General features: G+C 59.0%; 20 protein-coding genes. 10 read left to right on the top strand and 10 right to left on the bottom strand.

Annotation, left to right across the window (positions count from 1 at the left end):
• Nucleotides 1–5: 5 nt before the first annotated feature.
• On the bottom strand, nt 6–590 hold the full coding sequence (locus tag POR16_RS10850) for a LysE family translocator (protein ID WP_005893259.1): 585 nt from the start codon (nt 588–590) through the stop codon (nt 6–8).
• 210 nt (nt 591–800) lie between these two features.
• On the opposite strand from POR16_RS10850, the gene POR16_RS10845 reads away from it, so the two are divergent.
• The 3 genes from POR16_RS10845 to POR16_RS10835 all read left to right on the top strand — a co-directional run bounded on the left by POR16_RS10845 (nt 801) and on the right by POR16_RS10835 (nt 1,899).
• Complete coding sequence (locus POR16_RS10845) at nt 801–1,289, top strand: DUF3828 domain-containing protein (protein ID WP_005893260.1); 489 nt, start codon at nt 801–803, stop codon at nt 1,287–1,289.
• Nucleotides 1,290–1,352: 63 nt separating this feature from the next.
• Nucleotides 1,353–1,556 carry a hypothetical protein gene (locus tag POR16_RS10840; protein WP_005893261.1) on the top strand — a complete coding sequence of 68 codons (204 nt, stop codon included), beginning with the start codon at nt 1,353–1,355 and terminating at the stop codon, nt 1,554–1,556.
• A 145-nt stretch (nt 1,557–1,701) separates the two neighbouring features.
• Nucleotides 1,702–1,899: a hypothetical protein gene (locus tag POR16_RS10835; RefSeq protein WP_005893264.1), complete on the top strand. Its 198-nt coding sequence runs from the start codon at nt 1,702–1,704 to the stop codon at nt 1,897–1,899.
• Between the two features lie 4 nt (nt 1,900–1,903).
• Here POR16_RS10835 and POR16_RS10830 read toward each other — a convergent pair whose 3' ends face one another.
• Entirely contained in the window at nt 1,904–3,355 is a 1,452-nt protein-coding gene (locus tag POR16_RS10830) for an MFS transporter (protein WP_024669109.1), read from the bottom strand.
• Nucleotides 3,356–3,416: 61 nt separating this feature from the next.
• Nucleotides 3,417–4,736, bottom strand: a complete 1,320-nt coding sequence (locus tag POR16_RS10825) for an Nramp family divalent metal transporter (protein ID WP_042932619.1) — start codon at nt 4,734–4,736, stop codon at nt 3,417–3,419.
• A 277-nt stretch (nt 4,737–5,013) separates the two neighbouring features.
• Between POR16_RS10825 and POR16_RS10820 the strand changes: the two genes are divergently transcribed.
• Nucleotides 5,014–6,432: an MFS transporter gene (locus tag POR16_RS10820; RefSeq protein ID WP_005893271.1), complete on the top strand. Its 1,419-nt coding sequence runs from the start codon at nt 5,014–5,016 to the stop codon at nt 6,430–6,432.
• A gap of 33 nt (nt 6,433–6,465) precedes the next feature.
• Here the strand turns inward: POR16_RS10820 and POR16_RS10815 are convergent, their stop codons facing one another.
• Complete coding sequence (locus tag POR16_RS10815; protein ID WP_005893272.1) at nt 6,466–6,690, bottom strand: DUF6555 family protein; 225 nt, start codon at nt 6,688–6,690, stop codon at nt 6,466–6,468.
• 277 nt (nt 6,691–6,967) lie between these two features.
• Between POR16_RS10815 and POR16_RS10810 the strand changes: the two genes are divergently transcribed.
• Genes POR16_RS10810 through POR16_RS10790 form a run of 5 tightly spaced genes read left to right on the top strand, consistent with a single transcriptional unit; the run spans nt 6,968 to nt 12,925 of the window.
• Nucleotides 6,968–8,419, top strand: a complete 1,452-nt coding sequence (locus POR16_RS10810; protein ID WP_122381277.1) for a UbiA family prenyltransferase — start codon at nt 6,968–6,970, stop codon at nt 8,417–8,419.
• The gene (locus POR16_RS10805; protein ID WP_005893273.1) at nt 8,416–9,732 is read left to right on the top strand and encodes an FAD-binding oxidoreductase; all 1,317 of its coding nucleotides are present in this window, start codon (nt 8,416–8,418) and stop codon (nt 9,730–9,732) included. The genes POR16_RS10810 and POR16_RS10805 overlap by 4 nt, the downstream gene beginning before the upstream one ends.
• Nucleotides 9,729–10,469, top strand: a complete 741-nt coding sequence (locus POR16_RS10800; RefSeq protein ID WP_005893274.1) for an SDR family oxidoreductase — start codon at nt 9,729–9,731, stop codon at nt 10,467–10,469. The genes POR16_RS10805 and POR16_RS10800 overlap by 4 nt, the downstream gene beginning before the upstream one ends.
• Nucleotides 10,466–11,437 carry a lysylphosphatidylglycerol synthase transmembrane domain-containing protein gene (locus tag POR16_RS10795; protein WP_042932576.1) on the top strand — a complete coding sequence of 324 codons (972 nt, stop codon included), beginning with the start codon at nt 10,466–10,468 and terminating at the stop codon, nt 11,435–11,437. Before POR16_RS10800 ends, POR16_RS10795 begins: the two co-directional genes overlap by 4 nt.
• Nucleotides 11,438–11,494: 57 nt before the next feature.
• Nucleotides 11,495–12,925, top strand: a complete 1,431-nt coding sequence (locus POR16_RS10790; protein WP_005893277.1) for a hypothetical protein — start codon at nt 11,495–11,497, stop codon at nt 12,923–12,925.
• A gap of 63 nt (nt 12,926–12,988) precedes the next feature.
• Here POR16_RS10790 and POR16_RS10785 read toward each other — a convergent pair whose 3' ends face one another.
• The 4 genes from POR16_RS10785 to POR16_RS10770 all read right to left on the bottom strand — a co-directional run bounded on the left by POR16_RS10785 (nt 12,989) and on the right by POR16_RS10770 (nt 18,610).
• Nucleotides 12,989–14,815, bottom strand: a complete 1,827-nt coding sequence (locus tag POR16_RS10785) for a glycoside hydrolase family 15 protein (RefSeq protein ID WP_122354843.1) — start codon at nt 14,813–14,815, stop codon at nt 12,989–12,991.
• The gene (locus tag POR16_RS10780; protein ID WP_005893284.1) at nt 14,808–15,608 is read right to left on the bottom strand and encodes an SDR family oxidoreductase; all 801 of its coding nucleotides are present in this window, start codon (nt 15,606–15,608) and stop codon (nt 14,808–14,810) included. The genes POR16_RS10785 and POR16_RS10780 overlap by 8 nt, the downstream gene beginning before the upstream one ends.
• 66 nt (nt 15,609–15,674) lie before the next feature.
• The gene (locus POR16_RS10775; RefSeq protein WP_005893286.1) at nt 15,675–16,712 is read right to left on the bottom strand and encodes an NADP(H)-dependent aldo-keto reductase; all 1,038 of its coding nucleotides are present in this window, start codon (nt 16,710–16,712) and stop codon (nt 15,675–15,677) included.
• 86 nt (nt 16,713–16,798) lie between these two features.
• Nucleotides 16,799–18,610 carry an ABC transporter ATP-binding protein gene (locus tag POR16_RS10770; RefSeq protein WP_122381278.1) on the bottom strand — a complete coding sequence of 604 codons (1,812 nt, stop codon included), beginning with the start codon at nt 18,608–18,610 and terminating at the stop codon, nt 16,799–16,801.
• Nucleotides 18,611–18,696: 86 nt separating this feature from the next.
• On the opposite strand from POR16_RS10770, the gene POR16_RS10765 reads away from it, so the two are divergent.
• Nucleotides 18,697–19,122 carry a DUF1810 domain-containing protein gene (locus POR16_RS10765; RefSeq protein WP_005893293.1) on the top strand — a complete coding sequence of 142 codons (426 nt, stop codon included), beginning with the start codon at nt 18,697–18,699 and terminating at the stop codon, nt 19,120–19,122.
• A gap of 48 nt (nt 19,123–19,170) precedes the next feature.
• Here POR16_RS10765 and POR16_RS10760 read toward each other — a convergent pair whose 3' ends face one another.
• Nucleotides 19,171–20,247 (bottom strand): DUF1615 domain-containing protein, encoded by a 1,077-nt coding sequence (locus POR16_RS10760; protein WP_042932581.1) that lies wholly within the window; start codon nt 20,245–20,247, stop codon nt 19,171–19,173.
• 67 nt (nt 20,248–20,314) lie between these two features.
• A complete protein-coding gene (gene glsB / locus POR16_RS10755) occupies nt 20,315–21,223 on the bottom strand; it encodes a glutaminase B (protein ID WP_005893300.1) in 909 nt (302 codons plus the stop codon).
• Nucleotides 21,224–21,445 lie beyond the last annotated feature (222 nt).

Here is a 21,445-nt window from a genome sequence, read left to right as displayed (position 1 = left end):
TACGATCAGATAACCAGGTAAAACGCGCAGCCAATCAGCAACAGTCCCATGAACCGGTTGAACGCGCGCACCCTCGCCGCGTTGCGCAAGTAATGGCTCAGGAAGCTCCCGGCAAAGGCCCAGCAGCCGAGTGACACGTAGCAGACCACGCAATAGATGGCTGCAAATTGCCAGACCAATACAGCCTCGCCATTGGCGACAAAAACGCCCATACCTGCTATCGACGCCAGCCAGGCTTTGGGGTTTAGCCACTGCATGACCGCGCCTTGTATCATCGATGGGCCAGTGCCCTGCTGTCCTAAACTCAGTAGCCCGTTATCGGTTACCAGCCGAAAGGCCATGTACAACAGAAAGGCCACTCCAGCCCCTTGAATGATCCGGGTCAGAAAAGGCCACTGCTGCAAAGTTTCGTGCAGGCCGAAACCGATAAGCAGCAACAACAGCGTGAAACCCAGCGTTGCGCCTAACACATGGCGCATGCCTGGCCAAAAACCAAAACTTGCGCCGGCGCTTAGCGCCACGATGTTGACCGGCCCCGGCGTGATGGACGACGCCAAAGCAAACGCAGCCATAGAAGTCAGCAAACTCATAGAGAACTCCTCGAACACGATCAGAAATGACCGAATCAAGGTAATGGCGGCAACGCACAGCGTATTGAAGGAAATTACCCTTGACCCGGTTTCAGTCATCCGGCGCGCCAGATACAAAACTTAAAACCATTGCTTTTTTGTCCGCTTGGCTTACAAATGCAGAGGCGTGAGCCTGTACCATCACTGCCACCTTCTCTGCGAGCCTGCTCCATGTCCAGAACTGCTGCCATCGCCATTGCCTGCCTGCTGTCCTCCACCTTGCAGGCCGCCTGCCCCGCTGCCAGCCCGGTCGATACCGCGCGCTGGATCTACGAAAAGCATCAGGATTTTTACGTCAACGGCAAAGGGGGCGCGGATTACCTGTCCAAACCACTGTTGAGCCTTCTCAAGAAAGACTGGGCCTGTCAGAACGGCGATCAGTGCGCGGTCAGTGCCAACCCGTGGACAGATGCGCAAGATGGCGACGTGCAGAAACCAATCGACTGGAAGCTGGTGTCCAACTCCGACAAACAGGCGGTGGTCGAGATGACCTACAACCTGGGTTACAAAGACGCCCCGCAACAGCCGGTTACCAGCCAGACGACACGCCTGTTACTGGCCAAAAATGCCAACAGTTGCTGGGTGCTGGATAACATGCAGGGCCCGCAAGGCGTTGCGCTGATGCAAACGCTTGAAGAATTCCCCTACGAGGGCGACTGATCGCCCTTGAAACACTTCAGTATTCTCGGTATTACAGCAACCTGAACCCGAAGAGCGAGCACCATGAATACCTTTGAGCAATCGATTATTGAGGCTGCGCAAGCTGCCACGCCCAATAACACCGATGCCGAGCGCGAAGCTGCAAGAATCGCCGCCACGCAGGCAGTAGCCGACATCATGTCCAGCCGCAGCGGGCTGGACCGCACGCTGGCGCTGGCCGAGCTGCTGGATTCCTATACGGAACAGGACGAGCAGGATGAGGATTAGCGGGGCCGCTGCTACCTGATAAATTTATTTAAGCCAGGCATTAAAGAAACCTGTTCAGGTTGCCGACAAATCGTGTTGGCAGGCTCGGTGGAGTCGCTCATTTATCAGGCTAGTGCGCTCGGATGCGACCTAATGGGGAACATCCGTGCAGATTGAGCAGTTGAAAGATATCCAGGCCTACGTACAGCGTACCGCCGACGACCTTGAACGCGTCTCGGCCAACATGGCCGGGCATCTGTTGTACCTTGAACGTACGTCTCGTCCGCATGAAGCACGAGAAGTCAACGAGCGCATCATCGGTTTACAAGCATCGGTAGACGGCCTTCGCGGCGTGTTCATCTGACGATCTACCGATCTCCGGCCTGCGACAACGGCCTCGCTACTTCCTCCAGAGACTTGCGTTCAGCGGCCGCGCCCCAGATCGACTGCACAACGGCCGCCAGCAGCATCAACCCCGCCCCGACAAGATAACCAATCAGCACATTGCTGCGTTCGCCGGTGTCGATCAGTTCACCAAACAGCGTCGGCCCGATCATTCCGCCCAATCCGGTGCCGAATGCATAAAAAACCGCGATTGCCAGGGCGCGAATTTCCAGCGGGAAGGTTTCGGCCACAGTCAGGTAAGCCGAGCTGGCAGCCGCCGAAGCAAAGAAGAAAATCACCATCCAGGCGATGGCTTGCTGAGTGACGTCCATAAGCCCTTGCTGGAACAGGTAACCGCTTATTGCCAACAAGATGCCGGACACGCCGTAGGTCAGGCTGATCATCACTCGCCGCCCGATCACGTCAAACAACCTGCCCAGCAACAGCGGCCCGCAGAAATTACCCAGCGCAAGAGGCAGCACATACCAGCCCACTCGCTCTGCGGGCACGCTGTAGAAATCTGTCAGCACCAGTGCATAGGTGAAAAAAATCGCGTTGTAGAAAAATGCCTGTGCGGTCAGCAATGTGAGGCCAACCAGCGAGCGCTGTCGAAACGTCACCAGCAGCGTTCGGGCGACTTCGCCGAGCGGCGTATGGTCTCGAACATGCAGGCGCAGGGGCTTGCCCTCGACCGCTGACAATGTGTGGCCCTGACGTTGTAGATCCGCTTCGATCTGCTCGACGATTCTCTTCGCTTCGGCCGATTGTCCGTGAATCAGCAACCAGCGCGGGCTCTCCGGAAGCCACAGGCGCATCAACAGCACCAGTAGCCCCAGCACTGCGCCAATTCCAAAACACAGGCGCCAGCCCAGCTCCGCGCCCAGCCATTGCGGGTCAAGTAACACAATCGAGCCGATCGCCCCCAATGCTGCGCCGAGCCAGAACGTGCCGTTGATGGTCAGGTCAACCCAGCCTCTGTAGCGCGCCGGGGTGAACTCCTGGATGGTCGAATTTATAGCCGTGTATTCGCCGCCGATGCCCATGCCGGTCAGAAACCGAAACAGCATGAAGCTCCAGAAACTGAACGAGAAAGCCGTCGCCGCAGTAGCGCCGACGTACAGCAGCAGGGTGATGAAGAACAACTTGCGACGCCCGAGGCGGTCGGCCAGCCAGCCGAAGAACAGCGCGCCCAGCACCGCGCCGGCGATATACGCTGCCCCCGCCAGACCTATGTCGCTGTTGGTGAGGTTGAGCGCCGGGCTGGCCTTCAAGGCCCCTGCCACCGAACCGGCAAGGGTCACTTCCAGGCCGTCGAGCAGCCAGGTAATGCCCAGAGCCACCACCAGCAAGGTGTGAAATCGCCCCCACGGCAGGCGATCCAGACGGGCCGGTAGATCAGTCTCGAACACGCTTGCAGTGTCGCGGGGTGTGTTCATGTCCGGGTTTCCTCACGGCTGACGGTGGTCTCAAGTTGAGAGTCGCTTGCTCTGCCCGAGTTCAGATGATCCAGAACCACAGCAACGTCAGGTTGGCCGCAGAGATCAACCCGAACAGGCCCCAGGCAGCGGTTTTTACCAGGCGGCTGTTGACGAACGGCCCCATCAGCTGCGGATCGCTGGTAAAACGGATCAGCGGCCACAAGGCGAATGGCAGTTGCAGACTCAATACCACCTGACTGAGCACCAGCATTTTGCCGACCGAGCCGTCTCCCAGCCAGATCACCCCGATCAACGCCGGGATCAGTGCCAGTGCACGAGTGATGAGGCGCCGCTGCCAGCAAGGGATCTTCGCCTGCAGAAAACCTTCAAGCACCACCTGCCCGGCGATGGTGCCGGTAAACGTCGAGCTCTGGCCCGCTGCCAGCAATGCCACGCCGAACAGTACGCTGGCGACAGCGCCTCCTACCAGCGGATCGAGCAGGTGATAAGCATCCTGAATCTCGACCACCTCCGTATGGCCGGTGGTGTGGAAGGCTGCGGCAGCGAGGATCAGAATCGCGGCGTTGATCAGCAGCGCAAGACTCAGTGAACCGACAGTGTCCAGTCGCGCGTAACGAATGGCGCTGGCCTTGCTGACCAGGTCCGAACCATTGACCCGGGTCTGGACCACCGAGGAATGCAGATAAAGGTTATGCGGCATGACTGTGGCACCCAGGATTCCGATGGCAATGTACAAAGGCTCCTGGCTGCTCAGCACATCCCAGCTCGGCCGTAGACCGGCGAAGACATCCGGCCAGAACGGCTTGATCAGAATCAGCTCGACGGTAAAGCAGGTGGCGATGGTAGCGATAAGCCCGAGGACAATGGCCTCGAGACGCCGAAAGTTGGCGCCCTGCAAGGCCAGCACGATCAGCGTATCGAAAGCGGTCAGCGCTACACCTGTGGTGATAGAGACACCCAGCAGCAAATGAAACGCCAGCGCAGCGCCCAGGACTTCGGCCAGGTCGGTGGCGATAATCGACAACTCTGCCAGCAACCACTGACCTGTGGCGACGTTACGGCTGTAGCGAGCGGCAGACAGCTGCGCAAGATCTCGTCCGGTCGCAATGCCAAGGCGGGAACACAGGTTTTGCAGCACCATACCCGACAGGCTGGCCAGTACCACGACAAACAGCAACGAGTAGCCGAAACGCGAGCCCGCCTCGATGGCGGTCGCCCAGTTGCCGGGGTCCATATAGCCGATCGACACCAGCAGGCCAGGGCCAACGAACAGCATCATCTTGCGCAGCAAGGATGCGTTGGGCGGAATGCTGACGCTGTCAGTCGTTGCCGAGGGACAGAAAGGCGCTGTAGCGGTGGTGGGCAATTTGTACGTCACGGGAACCCGGCAGGTAGAAAGCGAGGCCTTCATCCTAAGGTTTTGCGACACATGTTGATACATCCTTCGCAGCGTCGCACTGCACTTCGCTGGCGGTGCTGACGGGCGGCCAATCGGCTCAACCTAAGCAGTAAAAACAGGAAATCAGAAAACCAAGAGTGCTAACGATTAAACAATCATTCATTCAGAAAACACACGTTGAAGCATTCAGAAACAAAATAATGCAAATCATCAGTAGTACCATCTAGATTCCAACAAGAACTCAGGATGCTCACCGATGAATTCATCACTCCAGACAGGCGTCTCGGTCAGTGACCCGACAAGAGCTGCCTCGATTTCGGCGCGCATCGACCGCCTGCCGGCGGTTGCGACGATATGGCGACTGGTTGCCCTGCTTTCCATCGCCGGATTCTTTGAGCTTTACGACCTGTTCCAGACCGCCTATATCAGTCCGGGGCTGGTTCGCGACGGGATTTTCGCCACGGGCAGTCAAGGCCTGTTCGGGTTTTCCGATCAGGCGGCTTTTGCCTCTGCCACCTTTCTCGGGCTGTTTCTGGGCGCCAGCCTGCTCAGCCCTGTTGCCGACCGATTAGGGCGCAGGACAATCTTCACCTTCGCATTGATCTGGTACACGGTTGCCACCGTGATCATGGGCCTGCAAACCTCTGCCCTGGGCGTTATAGCCATGCGTTTTGTGGTCGGCATCGGCCTGGGCGTCGAACTGGTGACCATCGACACTTATCTCGCGGAACTGGTGCCCAAGCGTATTCGCAGCTCTGCGTTCGCCTTCACCTTTTTCATTCAGTTCCTGTCAGTCCCAACCGTTGCGCTCATGTCATGGTGGCTGGTGCCTCTGTCGCCGTTTGGTTATTCCGGCTGGCGTTGGGTGGTGATCGGCAGCGCAGTGTTTGCCCTTTTTGTCTGGTGGTTGCGCTCGGCATTGCCCGAATCACCTCGCTGGCTGGCGCAGCAAGGACGTTACGACGAAGCCGAACGAATCATGGACGGTATCGAAGCGCGTTGCGTCAAAGACCACGGCAAGCCGCTGGATCAACCGGAACCGCAGAACGTGGCACTCGAAGGCAAAGGCCGCTTCTCAGATATCTGGCAACCGCCTTACCGTCGGCGCGCCGTCATGCTGATCGTGTTCCACGTCTTCCAGGCAATCGGCTTCTTCGGCTTCGGTAACTGGCTGCCCGCGCTGCTTTCCGGTCAGGGCCTCAGTGTCACCCACAGCCTGGGCTATGCGTTTGTGATCACGCTGGCCTACCCGCTGGGTCCGCTGTTGTTCGTGAAGTTTGCCAACCGGTTTGAAAACAAATGGCAGATCGTGGGATCAGCGCTCGGAGCGATGATTTTCGGCAGCCTGTTTGCGTTTCAGAGCAGCGCCGCAGGACTGGTCTTCTGCGGAATCATGATCACGTTCTGCAACGCATGGCTGAGTTTCAGTTACCACTCGTACCAAGGCGAACTGTTCCCGACCAATATACGCGCCCGGGCGGTAGGCTTCTGCTACTCGTTCAGTCGCCTGTCTACCGTGTTCAGCAGCCTGCTGATCGGCATATTCCTCGATCACTTCGGCACGCCGGGCGTGCTGGGCTTCATTGTCATCAGCATGTTGATCGTGATCATCACCATCGGTCGCTTCGGGCCGCGCACACGCAACCTGGCGCTGGAGCAGATAAGCAGCCGCTGACGTCAGGCGGGTGACATCAATACGTGGAGTGGCTCAGGCCTGAGCCCACTCCACGTCAGTGACACCGAAGTGCTCGGCATAGGGTTTGGACACGCGCTGGACTTTTTCCAGGCGGTATTTGGGGATGCGTGCCAGACCTGCGTCCACACTCGCGTGGTGCCACGCCTCTGCGTTATCCATGTTCTCGGTACGTATGTAAAAGCTCTTGAACGAACCGTTTAACAGATAATCAATGCGGTAGTGCTTTGGAAGTGCCATTGAAAGTCTGATCCTTTTTCAGCAGTGACTTGAGTATAGGTGACTCAAACCGACGCCGGAAATTCACTCTTTTTTGGATCCGCACGACCGGCGTACACCGCCTCCATATCAATCACTCGCCATCCATCAATAGTCATCAAGCATCGTAGGCGCTGAAGCAGACACGTTCTCTGGCGTCATCGGCACGGCTATATTGCTGATGGTCTTTAACTTTTTTGTCGTGGTGAATGTCCGCTTTCGTCCCATAGTGCGCTCACTTTCAAAGGAGCGACTATTCATGTCCGGCATTCAGGGAAGAATTCTTGAGGTTCACCCTCCGCTGGTGGTCGACCTCGACGGCACATTACTGTCTTCGGACATGCTGTTTGAAACGGCGATGGCATTCATACGCCATCACCCGCTGCAGGTGTTGCGGATTTTTGCCTGGCTGCTGCGAGGCAAGGCGTCGCTGAAACAAGGGCTGGCGCTGGGCACCGATATTGATGTGACCTTGCTGCCGTACCACGCAGCGGTCATTGACTACATACAGACCCAACGACAGAGCGGACGTCTGGTGGTATTGGCAACGGCCTGCCATGACACACTTGCCAGCCGAATAGCCACGCACCTGCAACTGTTCGATCAGGTCTTGGCCTCGGATGGCATGATCAACCTCTCTGCCCATCGCAAACGCGATCTGCTGGTCAGCCTCTACGGTGAAGGCGGCTTTGACTACATAGGCAACTCGCGGGATGACCTGTGCGTCTGGAAGGTTTCGCGCCAGTCTATAGTTGCCAGCCCGCTGGCAGGCGTAGAGCGCAAGGCACGCGCGCTGGGTAATGTCGCTCAGGTCATCAAAACCGCATCGACGCGGCGGCACGCCTGGTTTAAAGCGCTTCGCCTGCACCAATGGATGAAAAACACCCTGATTCTAGTGCCGCTGCTGGCCGCCCACCAACTCCAGAACCCACTGTTGATGCTTGACGGCTTACTGGCATTTTTATGCTTCGGGCTGTGTGCTTCAAGCGTCTACCTGCTCAACGATCTCCTCGATCTGGCAGACGATCGGCACCACCACAGCAAGCGCCTACGTCCGTTCGCCAGCGGCCAACTGTCGATAAAGTCCGGCCTGGTCGCGATCCCGCTATTGCTGGTGGCTGCGTTCGCGGGCGCAATGCTCACATTGCCGTGGCAGTTTTCGGCAGTGCTGGCAGCTTATTACCTGTTGACGCTGGTTTACTCGCTTTATCTGAAGCGGCATATGGCAGTGGATGTCATCGTTCTGGCGATGCTCTACACCACCCGCATCCTTGCAGGCGCTGAGGCGTTTCAGTTACCCCTGACGTTCTGGATTCTGGCGTTCTCGATGTTTCTGTTTCTCAGCCTTGCGCTGGTCAAACGCTACGCCGAACTGCGTGACGCCCGGATGCGCAATCTGACCAGCAGGACACGCGGTCGCGGCTACTACCCCGGCGATCTGGAGATGATCGCCTCATTGGGAGCGTCGTCGGGCAATCTGGCCGTCATGGTTCTGGCGCTCTATATCCATGAAGGCGCAACGTCGGCCCTTTACCAGCACCCACATGCGATCTGGCTGGCATGCCCCCTGTTGCTGTTCTGGATAACCCGGATCTGGATGCTGACTCATCGCGGCGAGATGAACGAGGACCCGGTGGTGTTCGCGATTCGCGACCGGGTGAGCCAAGGCATCGGATTTCTGTTCCTGACTGTTTTCTGGGTCGCGGCATGAACGCACCTCTCTATTCATGGGGTCGCTACCCGCTCATTCCGCAGCAAGGTCACGCATGTGAAGCGATAGAGCGCTTACCCACACATATTGCCGACATCATTGGCCGCCATCGCAGCAGCCTGCCGTTCGGCAACGGACGCAGTTACGGCGACAGCTGTCTGGCCGCCAGCGATCATGTGCTGGACATGCGCCGACTGGACCGCTTCATTGCCGCCGACTGGCAGACCGGCATGGTCCGACTCGAAGCGGGCATGACCTTGTCGCAACTGCTCGACGCAGCCATACCGCATGGCTGGTTTCTACCGGTCACCCCCGGCACCCGATTCGTCACACTGGGCGGGGCGGTTGCCAACGACGTTCATGGCAAGAACCATCATCGACGCGGGACATTCGGCTGTCACGTCAAGCGCTTCGGGCTGATCCGCCAGGGCGAGGCGCCGATGATCTGTTCAGCGCAGGAACACCCGCGATTGTTCGCCGCAACCATCGGCGGCCTTGGCCTGACCGGGGTGATCAACTGGATCGATCTGCAACTCATGCCTGTCCGCACCAGCCAGATTGATAGCTGCGTCGTGCGCTTTGCCAACCTGAAAGAGTTTTTCGCTTTGTCCCAGGCTTTGGACGCCCGACACGAATACAGCGTGGCGTGGATCGACTGCCTGGCCAAAGGCAACAACAGCGGGCGCGGGGTCTACATCGTCGGCGACCATGCCGGTTATGGTTCGCTGATGGCAACGCCGCGCCGCGCACTGAGCATGCCGTTCATGCCACCGTTTTCCCTGGTGAACAACTTTTCACTGCGCGCCTTCAATTCGATGTACTGGCATGCACATCCACGCCGATCCACGCCAAGGCGCTGCAGCCACGAATCTTTTTTCTACCCGCTGGATCGCCTTCATCACTGGAATCGCCTGTATGGCCGCAACGGTTTTCAGCAATACCAGTGCGTGATCCCGGAAAATTGCGCCCCACAAGCCATTCAGGCGTTGCTCGACGTTATCGCCGCATCGGCGCGGGGATCTTTTCTCGCGGTGCTCAAGCGCTGCGGCGACATCGTCTCACCGGGGTTGTTGTCATTTCCGATGCAAGGCACCTCGTTGGCGCTCGACTTTCCGCAGACCCACGATCTGGCCGGTTCTCTGTTCCCGCGCCTGGACGCTATCGTCCGGGAAGCCGGCGGACGCCTGTACCCGGCCAAGGATGCCCACATGAACGGTAGCGATTTTCGTTTGGCCTACCCGGCCTGGGAGCAACTGGAAGCCCTGCGCGACCCTTCCCTGATGTCCCGCTTCTGGAAACGAGTGATGCCATGAAACGAATCCTGATCATTGGAGCGACCTCTACCATCGCCCACGCCTGCGCTAGGCTCTGGGCAGTGCAAGGTTGTGATTTTTTCCTCGTCGCACGCAATGTGGAAAAGCTGGAAAGCAACGAAGCCGACCTCAAGGCTCGTGGTGCCGGGAGTATCATCCTGCACCCCATGGACGCTACGCACTTTGCCGAACACCCGGCAATGCTCGACGCATGCCTGAAGGCCTTCGGCCAGATCGACATTGTGCTGATTGCGCATGGCACATTGCCCGACCAGCGCGCGTGCGAACAAGACGTTGCCCTGGCGCTGCAGGCTTTCATCACCAACAGTGTTTCAGTGATCGCGCTGCTGACCCTGCTGGCCCGGCATTTCGAAATACAGCGCTGCGGCACACTGGCGGTGATCTCTTCGGTGGCTGGCGAGCGCGGCCGCCCTTCCAACTACCTTTACGGTTCGGCCAAGGCAGCAGTCACCACGTTCTGCGACGGGCTGGACGCGCGTATGTTCAAGATCGGTGTGCGTGTGCTGACCATCAAGCCCGGTTTTGTCGATACCCCCATGACCCAGGGTCAGAAGTTGCCTGCCGCGCTGGTTGCGCAGCCTGAAACGGTTGCCAGACGCATCGTCGCGGGGATTGAGCGTCAATCAGGCAGTCTTTACGTACCGGGCTACTGGGCCTGGATCATGTGGGTGATCCGCTCGATACCGCGAGCGCTGTTCAAAAGGCTCGACCTGTGAGCAGTCTGTCGGCGCTGTCAGGATGGCGTTATAGGGCGGTATTGCTGTCAGTGGTCGGCTCTGCGCTGGGGTATCTGGGGTTTTCCCTGTGGGGCGGCTGGCAGGCGGTGAGCGAGGCGGCCGCCAAGGTCGGGCTGCTCGGCATTGGCGCGGCATTGCTGATGTCCGCGCTCAATTACGGCCTGCGCTTCGGCCGCTGGCAACTCTACCTTAAGGTCCTGGGGCATCCGCTCGCGTGGCGACACAGCCTGAGCATTTATCTGGCGGGCTTTGCCTTGACCACGACGCCTGGCAAGGCCGGCGAAGCCTTGCGCGGCGTGTTACTCAAACCGCTGGGCGTGCCCTACCCACACAGCTTTGCCGCTTTTTTCAGCGAGCGCCTGTCCGACTTGCTGGCCATCGTGCTGCTGACGTTGTTCGGCTTGTCGTGGTATCCGCAAGCGCAAACAATCATCGTGCCTGGCCTGATATTGGTACTCGCCGTCCTGCTGGTCCTGTCTCAACGCCCTTTGCTGCAACGCCTGCGGGGTTTGATACCGGCGGCCAGCGGCACACGACGGCACAGACTGTGGCGGCAAGTATTCGACATGTTGCTCGCGGCGCGCCAATGCCTACGCTGGGACGTACTGCTGACGGCCAGCTGGCTAAGCCTGATCGCCTGGAGCGCCGAAGCACTGGCGTTCTACTGGATGCTTGGCTGGCTGGGCGCCCAGATCCCCCTCACGTTTGCCGTGTTCACTTACGCATTGGCGATGCTCGCAGGCGCAGTGAGTTTCATGCCTGGCGGCCTGGGCAGTGCCGAAGCGGTCATGGTCGGACTGCTGATTTTCAAAGGCATGCCAAGCGCGGATGCCGTTGCGGCAACGCTACTGATCCGCCTGGCGACCCTATGGTTTGCGGTGGCCATCGGGGCGGCGATGCTGTCCCGGTTCAAAGACGCTGCACAGGTGCCGGAGCGTCAGCCCTGACGCCGCCAAGTGATCGTTTCCCGTTTTTCTGTTCACCTCAAGGAGGAGTTTTATTCAATGCCTGCCGATACTTCACGCGCATCAAACATCATTCCCATGGTTCTGCTATGCCTCGCCATTGCAGCGAGCTTTCTGGCTTCCAGCGGGCCGGTGCAATGGATGGACAACGGCATGTTTCTGGCCAATGCCCATGAGGGGCCGTATTTCAGCCAGTCGCTCGGACCACTGGAGCATCCGCTTTATCAGTTGTTCAATGCCGTATTTTTGACTTTGTTCGGAGCTACGCCGCTCAGCCTGCTGAATTCTATGATTTTGCTGCCACTCGCCTGGGTCATCTATCGACTGGCCCTGAACGTCGGTGCAGGGCCTCGTCAGGCCGTACTTGCCGCAGTGGCGACACTGCTCGCCCACGGAGTTTTCTGGGTCTCGACCAAGGCGGAGGTCTACCTGCTGCACACCCTGCTCGTGCTGCTGACATATGCGTTGCAATTTCACGACAGCAGCCGGCTGACACCGTTGAAAAAGCTGTTCATGGTCGGCGTTCTGACCGGCATGGCCGCCTCGATCCACCAACTGACCTTTGTGGTCCTGCTGCCGTTGTACGTGCAAATTCTGTATCAGCACAAAGCTCTGGCGCTGATCACACTGCCCGGCTTCCTGCTGGGCTTTGCGGCAGCGGCCTTTGCTGTGATCAATGATCTGAACGCAGGCTCGGGGCTGCTGGAGATCGCCCGTCGTTATCTGACCGGAGCGTCCTCGACTCTCGCTGGCCCGGAATGGGAAGGCAGCCTGCTGCGCTTCGACCAACTGTTACAGGAAAAAACCTCGGTAGTGCTGTTGCTGCTATCGCTGATCGGACCTCAGCTGGCGGGTCTGGTGCTGTTTCCCAAGGGCAGTCGGTTACGCTTGCTATGGGCCGCGGCACTCCTGAACCTGGTATTCGCCATTTCCTATAACGTCACCGACCGCTTTACTTTTTTCCTGCCTGGCATAGCGATGTTGAGTGTCCTTGGCATGATTCAACTGCGGCGCCTGTTGCCCCGCAACGCTGCTCGCGGGGTCCTGCTCAATCTTTCAGTGTTGTCCGCGCCTGCGGTGATCCTTCTGGCCTATGCGCTTTACGCCAATGGCGTCATCCAGCTGCCTGCGCATACCGAAAAGCTGCCGATGCGAGACGACATTCATTATTTCATGGTGCCTTATCTGCGCGATCGATCTGCCGAACAGTTCGTGCACGCCTACGAAGAGTCGGTGCCGGAGGGCGCGCTGCTGATCGCCGACTGGACGCCCATGGGTGCGCTGCGCTCAGCTCAGGCCGTGGGACTGCTGAGCGGGCGCGAGCTGGCGATGTGCGGCGATGCCGTCGACACGCGCGAGTACCTGAATGGCCAAGGCGCGTACCTGACGAGACTGAGCCATTGCGAAACATATGCCGAAGATTATCGACTGGAAAAACAGTCGGTCGGCTACGTTCTGCGCCCTAAGTAACCCGGTGTTGGCGGGCGATGGACGCTGTACCACACAGCGCCTTTTCGAAAACGCTCGGTACACTCAAGGCTGCCAGAGCGCCTGCCCGCCTCCCAGTTTACGGTCCAGAAAACTGGCCGCGCTGATCAGCGCCAGATGACTCAAGGCCTGCGGTGTGTTGCCCAGATGCCGCGCGTGACTGTCGAACTCTTCGGCATACAGCCCCAACGGGTTGGCGTAACGCAGCAGTTGCTCGAACTCCAGATGCGCCTGCTCGACCCGCCCGGCACGGGCCAGACATTCCACGTACCAGAACGAGCAGGCCACGAAGGCGCCCTCTTCGCCCGCCAGGCCGTCATCATGATCGTCGTCGTTGCGGTAGCGGAATACCATGCCATCGCGCACCAGCGCTGCTTCGATGGCATCCAGCGTCGCCAGCCACTTCGGATCATTGGCCCCGACAAAGCGCACCAGCGGCATCAGCAACATGGACGCATCAAGGTTGCGGCTGCCCTTGTGTTGCACAAAGTGGCCCAGTTCTTCGTTCCAGAAGTTCTCCCAAATGTCGTTCTGGATATCTTCGCGCACCTTGTTCCAGCGTTCGAAAGGCCCCGACAGCGAACGTTTCAAGGCCAGGCGCAGAGCACGATCCAGCGCCACCCAGCACATCAGCCGAGAATGCAGAAAGTGCTGATCGCCGCCGCGCATTTCCCAAATGCCCACATCGCGGTCATTCCAGTGCTCGCACACGTAATCTACCTGACGCACCACATGTTTCCAGCCTTCATGGGAGATTGCGTCACCGTACTTGTTGGCCAGGTAAACGGCGTCCATCAGCTCGCCGTAGATGTCCAGCTGGACCTGCTCGTACGCTTCATTACCAATACGCACTGGTTGCGCACCGCCGTAACCGGAGAGGTGATCGAGATGTTCTTCGGGCAGCTCGGCATGGCCGTCGAGGGCATACAGAATGCCGAGCTTCTCGGTCTGTTCGCAGCAGTCATCCAGGCGCCCACGCACCCAGCCCATGAACGCATTGGCTTCTTCGGTGTAGCCCAGACGCATGAACGCATAAACGGTGAACGATGCGTCACGGATCCAGGTGTAACGGTAATCCCAGTTACGTTCGCCACCCTCGGTTTCCGGCAGGCCAAATGTCGCTGCAGCGACGATGCCACCATGCTTGCGAGAGGTCAGCAGCTTGAGCGCCAGCGCCGAACGGGTAACCATTTCACGCCAGCGGCCCTTGTACTGCGACTGGCCAGCCCAACGACGCCAGAATTTCAACGTGTCGTTGAAATAACGCGAGCACTTGCCCGCTGCGACATTAGGGTCGTCGATACCGCCAAGAATGAACTCGATGGTCTGGCCTTTGTGCATATGAAACTCAGCGACCGCGTCCTGATCCTGCAGATGCAATGGCGTGGCAGCCGACAAGCGCATGCCCGGCTGCCCCTCTGCCTCGAAACAGACGTCCTGGCCGTCAATGCGCGCGGTGGTTTCAGCGCGGCTGTAGTCCATGCGCACGCGGCAGCGCATACGGATCGTCGCCTCGCCAAAACGCACCTGCACGCGACGTACGATACGGGGCAGGTCTTCCTGATCTTCGCCAATCGGCATCAGGTCAGTAACTTCCACCACCGCATCTTCGGAAATCCAGCGGGTTTGCAGCACGTTGGTGTCGGGCAGGTAAATCTGCAGCCTTCGCGCATCAGGCAGATCCGGCGCCAGCTGAAAGATTCCGGCGTCGTTGGTGTCGAGCAGCGCGGTAAAGATCGACGGGCTGTCGAAGTCCGGCCAGCAACAGAAGTCGATACTGCCGGTGTCGGCGATCAGCGCTGCACTGCGCATGTCACCGATGATGCCGTGATTCTCGATACGGTTCTGCGCCTCTTCCGGAAAGTCAGCCATTGCCACGAAACTCCGGATAAAGGGTCATACCACCGTCGATGAACAGGGTAGTACCGTGGACATAATCGGATGCATCGGAAGCCAGCCAAAGGACCGCGTTGGCGACGTCTTCCGGCTCGCCGATGCGGCCGTAGGGAATCAGCTTGAGCATTTCCTTCTCGGCATCACCTTTACGCGCGTCGGCATTGATCGGCGTGCGGATTGCGCCCGGCGCAACACTGTTGACGCGAATCTTCAGTTCGCCGACTTCCTGGGCGATGCTGCGCATCAGCAGGTCGACGCCGCCCTTGGACGCTGCGTAATTGACGTGCCCGGCCCAAGGGATCAACTGGTGGACCGAACTCATGTGAATGATCTTGCCCATCGCCCTGGACACATCGGGGCGCATGCCCTGCTTGATGAACTGGCGCAACGCGGCGCGGGCGCAGAGAAACTGCCCGGTCAGGTTGACATTGATGACCGTGTTCCAGTCGTCCAGGCTCATGTCGACGATGGACGCATCTTTTTGCAGACCGGAATTGGCGACCAGAATATCCAGCGTACCGAAGTGCTCGATGGTCTGGGCGAACATCCGCTCGACATCTTCCTCTTTCGACACGTCGGCCCCGATCGCCAGGGCACGGCCACCCGCAGCGCGAATTTCTTCGGCCAGCTTCTCGGCAGGTTCAGCCTTGGAGTTGTAGTTGATGACCACTGCAGCGCCAGCGTCGGCCAGCGCCCTTGCGGCACCGGCACCCAGTCCGGAACTGGCACCGGTAACGATTGCGACTTGTTGCTTGAGAGAGATATGCATCAGGGTTCAGCCTCGAAGTAAGCACCTAGTGCTGACTGGCGAGGCTGACGGGAAGTTCAGTGCAGGTTATGGCGCGGGGTTGGGTTGCGCGGTGTGAATAGCCTCGATACCGGCGATCACTTCATCGGACAGCGTGACATCGATGCTGTCCAGATTGATCTTCAACTGCTCCAGTTTCGTGGCGCCGATGATGTTACTGGTCACGAACGGGCGGCTGGTCACGTAAGCCAGTGCCATGTGCGAAGGGTCCAGACCATGCTCGCGGGCCAGCGCAACGTATTGAGCGGTAGCGCTGACGGCCTGCGGGTTGTTGTAGCGCTGGAAGCGCTCGAACAGGGTCAGGCGGCCATCGGCCGGACGTGCGCCGTCAAGGTACTTGCCGGCCAGCACACCGAACGCCAGTGGCGAATAGGCCAGCAAGCCGATCTGTTCGCGAATGGCGATTTCTGCCAGACCGACTTCGAATGTGCGGTTCAGCAGGTTGTAGGGGTTCTGGATCGACACGGCGCGCGGCAGATCAAGCTTTTCGGCAAGGCTCAGAAAGCGCTGGGTGCCCCACGGCGTTTCGTTGGACAGACCGAAGTGACGGATCTTGCCTGCCTTGACCAGATCAGCCAGGACCGACAGGGTTTCCTCGATCTCGACCGCTTGGTCGTCAGGGTCGTGGGTGTAGCCCAGGACACCGAAAAAGTTGGTCTTGCGATCCGGCCAGTGCAACTGGTACAGGTCCAGATAATCCGTGTTCAGACGCTTGAGGCTGGCCTCAAGTGCTGCAGTAATATTCTTGCGGTCGAGGCGCGGGTTGCCATCACGGATGTGCTCCATGCGACCGGGTCCGGCCACTTTGCTGGCCAACACCCAGTCGCTGCGGTCGCCGTACTTCTTGAAGTACTCGCCGATGATGCTTTCGGTCTTGGTGTAGGTCTCGCCACGCGGCGGCACCGGGTACATCTCGGCCGTGTCGAGGAAGTTGACCTTGGCGTCCTTGGCCATACGAATCTGTTCGAATGCTTCATCCTGGGTGTTCTGCTCGCCCCAGGTCATGGTGCCCAGACAGATCGCGCTGACCGACAGGTCGGTTTTGCCCAATTTACGAAATTGCATCGATGTCTCCGTTTGATTCAAAAAATTACGGCGTGAAACAGGGCTCCCATAAAACGCCGACTGGTCATTCACTGCAACACTTTTATCTAGCGATAGCCCTGCGCCTGAAGATCGAACAGCGTTGCGTAGCGCCCTGCAGCGGCGATCAGGCTGTCATGGTCACCGCGTTCCAGCACCCGCCCGTGCTCCAGTACAACGATGTGCTCGGCGTTACGCACGCTGGAAAACCGGTGCGATATGAGCAGCGTCATGCGGCCTTTCGCGTATTCACGGAAATGATCGAACACGGCGGCCTCTGCGCCCGCATCCAGCGCAGCGGTGGGTTCGTCGAGAATCAGAATATCGGCGTCCCGGCGCATGTAAGCACGAGACAGCGCGATTTTCTGCCATTGACCACCGGACAGCTCCTGACCGCCTGCGAACCAGCGTCCCAACTGAGTGGCGTAACCCTTGTCGAGTTGTTCGATGAACTGCGCGGCCATGCCTTGCGCCGCCGCCTCGCGCCAGCGGGTTTCATCGTGAAACGCATGAGTGTCGCCGACACCGAGATTTTCGCCGACCAGAAACTGATAACGAATGAAGTCCTGAAAGATCACGCCAATGCGCGAGCGCAGCGCATCTTCTTCCCAGTCCTGCAAATCGCTGCCATCCAGCAGGATTCGGCCCTCGTCAGGGCGATACAAGCGGGTCAGCAGCTTGATCAGGGTGGTCTTGCCCGAACCGTTTTCACCCACCAGCGCTACGCTGCGACCCGGTGCCAGGTGCAGGTCGATATGCTCAAGTGCCGGGCGGCTGGTGCCCGGGTAGGTGAAACTCACCCTTTCGAAACGCATGCCATCGCCTGGCAGCGCGCCCTGCGTCAGGCTGCCCGTCGGTGGCGTGACCGGCTGGCCAAGGTAGACATACAGGTCCGCCAGGTACAGGCCGTCCTCATACAAGCCGCTAATAGCGCTAAGGCTGCTACTGACCGCGGCCTGCCCCTGCTTGAAAAGCACAAGGTACATGGTCATCTGACCGATAGTGATTCTGCCCTGTACCGCATCGATCACTACCCACGCATACGCCAGGTAGAACGACGCAGTGCCCAGCAGCCCAAGCAGAAAGCCCCAGCCGTCACGACGCAGAGTCAGGCGGCGGTCTTCGGTGTACAGACGCTCGAAGGTCTCGCGATAGCGCCGCAGCAGCAATGGCGCGAAGCCGAACAGCTTGACTTCCTTGATGTAGCCCTCGTGGGAAAGCAGGGTTTCAATGTAATTCTGTCGACGGGTTTCCGGGGCACGACGCGTGAACAACCGGAACGCATCACCGGAAAAATGCGCCTCGGCAAAAAACACCGGCAATGCACCGACAACCAGGATCAACAACGCCCACGGCGAAAAATGCACCAGCAGCACAGCAAAGCTGATCAGCGAAATCAGGTTTTGCAGCAGCCCGAGCGATTTGGTCACCAACGCGAGCGGCCGTGTCGAGGCCTCGCGCCGGACACGCACGAGTTTGTCGTAGAACTCCGAATCCTCGAATTGCGACAGCGACAGGGTCTGGGCCTTTTCCAGAATCAACGTATTGACCTTCTGGCCCAGCAAAACCCGCAACAGCGCCTGCTGCACTGACAACGCTCTTTGCGCACAGGCCAGCAGCGCCAGCACACCGGCTTCGAACAATACGTAACGCAATACCGGCCACAGAGGCGCGTCGCCGGTGCTGGCGTGCAACTGCATTGCGGCCACGACGGCGTCCACGATGCGCTGTCCCAGCCAGGCGGCCAGTGCGGGCAACAGTCCAGCAATCAGCGTTGCCAGTATCAGGCCGACGGACAAGCCGCGAGAAGTGGTCCATACCAGGTGCATAGCCCGAAAGGCCTGCTGCATGAAAATAGTGAAGCGCTTGAAGACAGGCATTCGCAAAAACTCTCGAGACCGGTAGAACCCCCGTGTCGGGCGGCCATCATACGACCACAGGTTCGTGAAAAAACAGGAAGCAGATCATGAACGACGCTTACAACCTGCAACGCTTTGTCAACGCTCAGCAGCCAGTGTTCCAACAGGTGGTAATGGAACTTGAAGCCGGGCATAAACGCAGCCACTGGATGTGGTTCGTGTTTCCGCAGATCGAGGGGCTGGGCCGCAGCGACATGGCACAACGTTACGCCATCAGCGGTCTGGAAGAAGCCCGCGCCTACCTGCAGCACCCGCTGCTCGGTGCGCGCCTGGAGCAATGCGCCAGCATCATCGTGACTCAGGCGGAGCGTACGGCACGCCAGATATTCGGCTCGCCGGATGACCTGAAGCTGCATTCGAGCATGACCCTGTTCGCCCTCGCCGCCCCTGAACGACCAGTGTTCAAGAGCGTGCTTGATGCATTTTTTGCAGGCGAACGGGATAAAACCACGGAAAAGCTTCTGTCACGCTGATCATCCATGAAATGCACCCTCAAACGAGCGGAGTCGGTGCCAACTGGTTCAAATGCCCTTCGGCGCGCGCTGCACACAGCGTTCACGCCGGTCATCCACGCGCTCGGCGAACCAGGCGGTGGTGAGGTTGCGAGTGATTTTCGGGCTTTTCAGGGTAATGCCGGGCAATACGGCCCTTGGCAGGGGCTTGCCTGCTGACGTGTCGGCCAGCGCGAATACCTTGCGATATAGATTGGTGTCCTCAAACTCCAGGGTGTCGCCCTGCTTGAGCTGACTCCATATCTGCGACTTGTTCATGCCCAACTGGCCCGCCAGCGTGCGCACTGCAAGCTCGGTGGCGCCTGGCGAGGTGGAGTCGAAGCGGATCAGGTCCCCATCAAGCGCCAGTTCGATACCGGTCGCGCGGCTCACAGCATTTTGAAATGCGGCGTTACGGCTGGCGTACCAACCGGCATTGAAGTCGGCGAAGCGGTACAAGGTCTGCGTGTAGTTCACCGGGTAACCCAGCAGATGGGCGATGCCGAAATACATGCCGCCACGGCGGGTAAACACTTCTCGCCGGATCGAACCGTCAACCGTGTAGGGATAATCCTCGGCATGTTTTTCGGCGAAAGCGATGCTGACCTGCATCGGTCCACCGGTCTTGACCGGATTGAAGTTACCGAAAAGGACCTGCCCCAACGGCACCATGCCGATGAAATCATCGAAAATGGCGCTCAGGTCCTTTTCCGTATGAGCCGAGTCGAGCCGCTTGCCGTACGTCTTGCCATCCGGCGAACGCACCCGCAACGCCGTGGCAATCAGAGCATTCGGAATGTGCAGCCGCGCGGCGCGGCGGTCGATTTCGGCGCGGGCAATACGGCCCATGCCCGGCACTGCAGGGTCAGCCTGAAAGGTCGATTCCTGTTCGGTCACAGCCAATACAGAACATACGTTTTCGGTTGTCATCGGAATTTTCTGCGCGGCGAACGCGGCCTGGATATCCGCCGCCCACGCCTGCCGGTCCGAGACATTGGCAGGCATCAGACGCGAGATCTGCGCACGCGCCTGCTCGGGGCTCAGTTCAGGCTCTTGAGCGCGCTGAGTACCGCACCCCGCTAGTGCCACAAGCGCAGCACTCATCATGAGCCATTTGCACACACTTCGATTCAATCCATGACTCCTGACGATTTGCGTTCCGAGCACTGTTACCTCAAAAGACTGACCAGTCAATTCGCGCGCTGAGTTTTTCCAGCGCAGCCATACCAACCAGGGAGTTACCTGCCGCGTTCAACTCCGGAGACCACACACAGACTGAAAAGCGCTCCGGCACGATTGCCACAATCCCGCCGCCTACCCCGCTTTTGCCCGGCAGACCGACGCGGTAGGCGAAGTTTCCGGCTTCGTCGTAAAGACCGCTGGTGGCCATGATCGAATTGACCTGGGTGGCCTGGCGGGCGCTGAGGATCTGCTCGCCACTGTGGGCGCAAAAACCTTGATTGGCCAGAAACCCGAAAGCTCGCGCCAGATCAATGCAGTTCATGCTCAACGCACAATGGTGAAAATAACTGCGCAGCACGTCCTCTACGTCGCCGTGAAAATTATCGAAGGATTTCATCAGATAAGCCGCCGCCGCGTTGCGCGAACGGTGCTGGTATTCGGACTCGGCGACCTTGGAGTCGGAGGTGATCGAACGGTTTCCGCACAAACGACGCACAAAATCGCGCATCGACAACGAAGGCGCCGCAAAACGCGCCTGGTTAATGTCGCAGATCACCAGCGCACCGGCGTTGATGAACGGATTGCGCGGCCTGCCTCGCTCGAACTCCAGCTGCACCAGCGAATTGAACGGCTGGCCGGAGGGCTCATGGCCCAGACGCTGCCAGATGTCCTCGCCGGAATGGCCGATGGCCTGAACCAGACTGAACACCTTGGAAATGCTCTGAATCGAAAACTGTGTCTCGGCATCACCCGCGCAGAATATCTGGCCATCGTTGCCATACACCGCGATGCCCAGCTGATCAGGCCGAACTCCGCCCAGCGCCGGAATGTAATCGGCGACCTTGCCCTGGCCGAGCAAAGGTCTTACTTCATCGAGGATTTCGTTCAGCAGGTCTTGCATGTAGGCGCCCCTTGTTTTGGGTGCGCACACTACAGCAACGCTCAACGCCTCGCATCACTGCATTGTGGATCACGTAACCGACGTAGTGGATGCCCAGTCCGCTCAGGTCAGGTCATCGACGAACCTGAAAGAGTGGTGCGGCGCAGAGTTGTGACGCGGAGCCCCACCCGAGGCATTCTCACGCGAGCATGGGGAACGAGAATCTGGACTATCGTGTGACGC

The sequence above is a fragment of the Pseudomonas coronafaciens pv. oryzae str. 1_6 genome, from assembly GCF_000156995.2.
In the GTDB taxonomy this organism is placed as follows: Bacteria; Pseudomonadota; Gammaproteobacteria; order Pseudomonadales; family Pseudomonadaceae; genus Aquipseudomonas; species Aquipseudomonas tremae.
The sequence above is the reverse complement of the archived record's forward strand: the minus strand, read 5'-3'. Positions and strand labels throughout refer to the sequence as shown.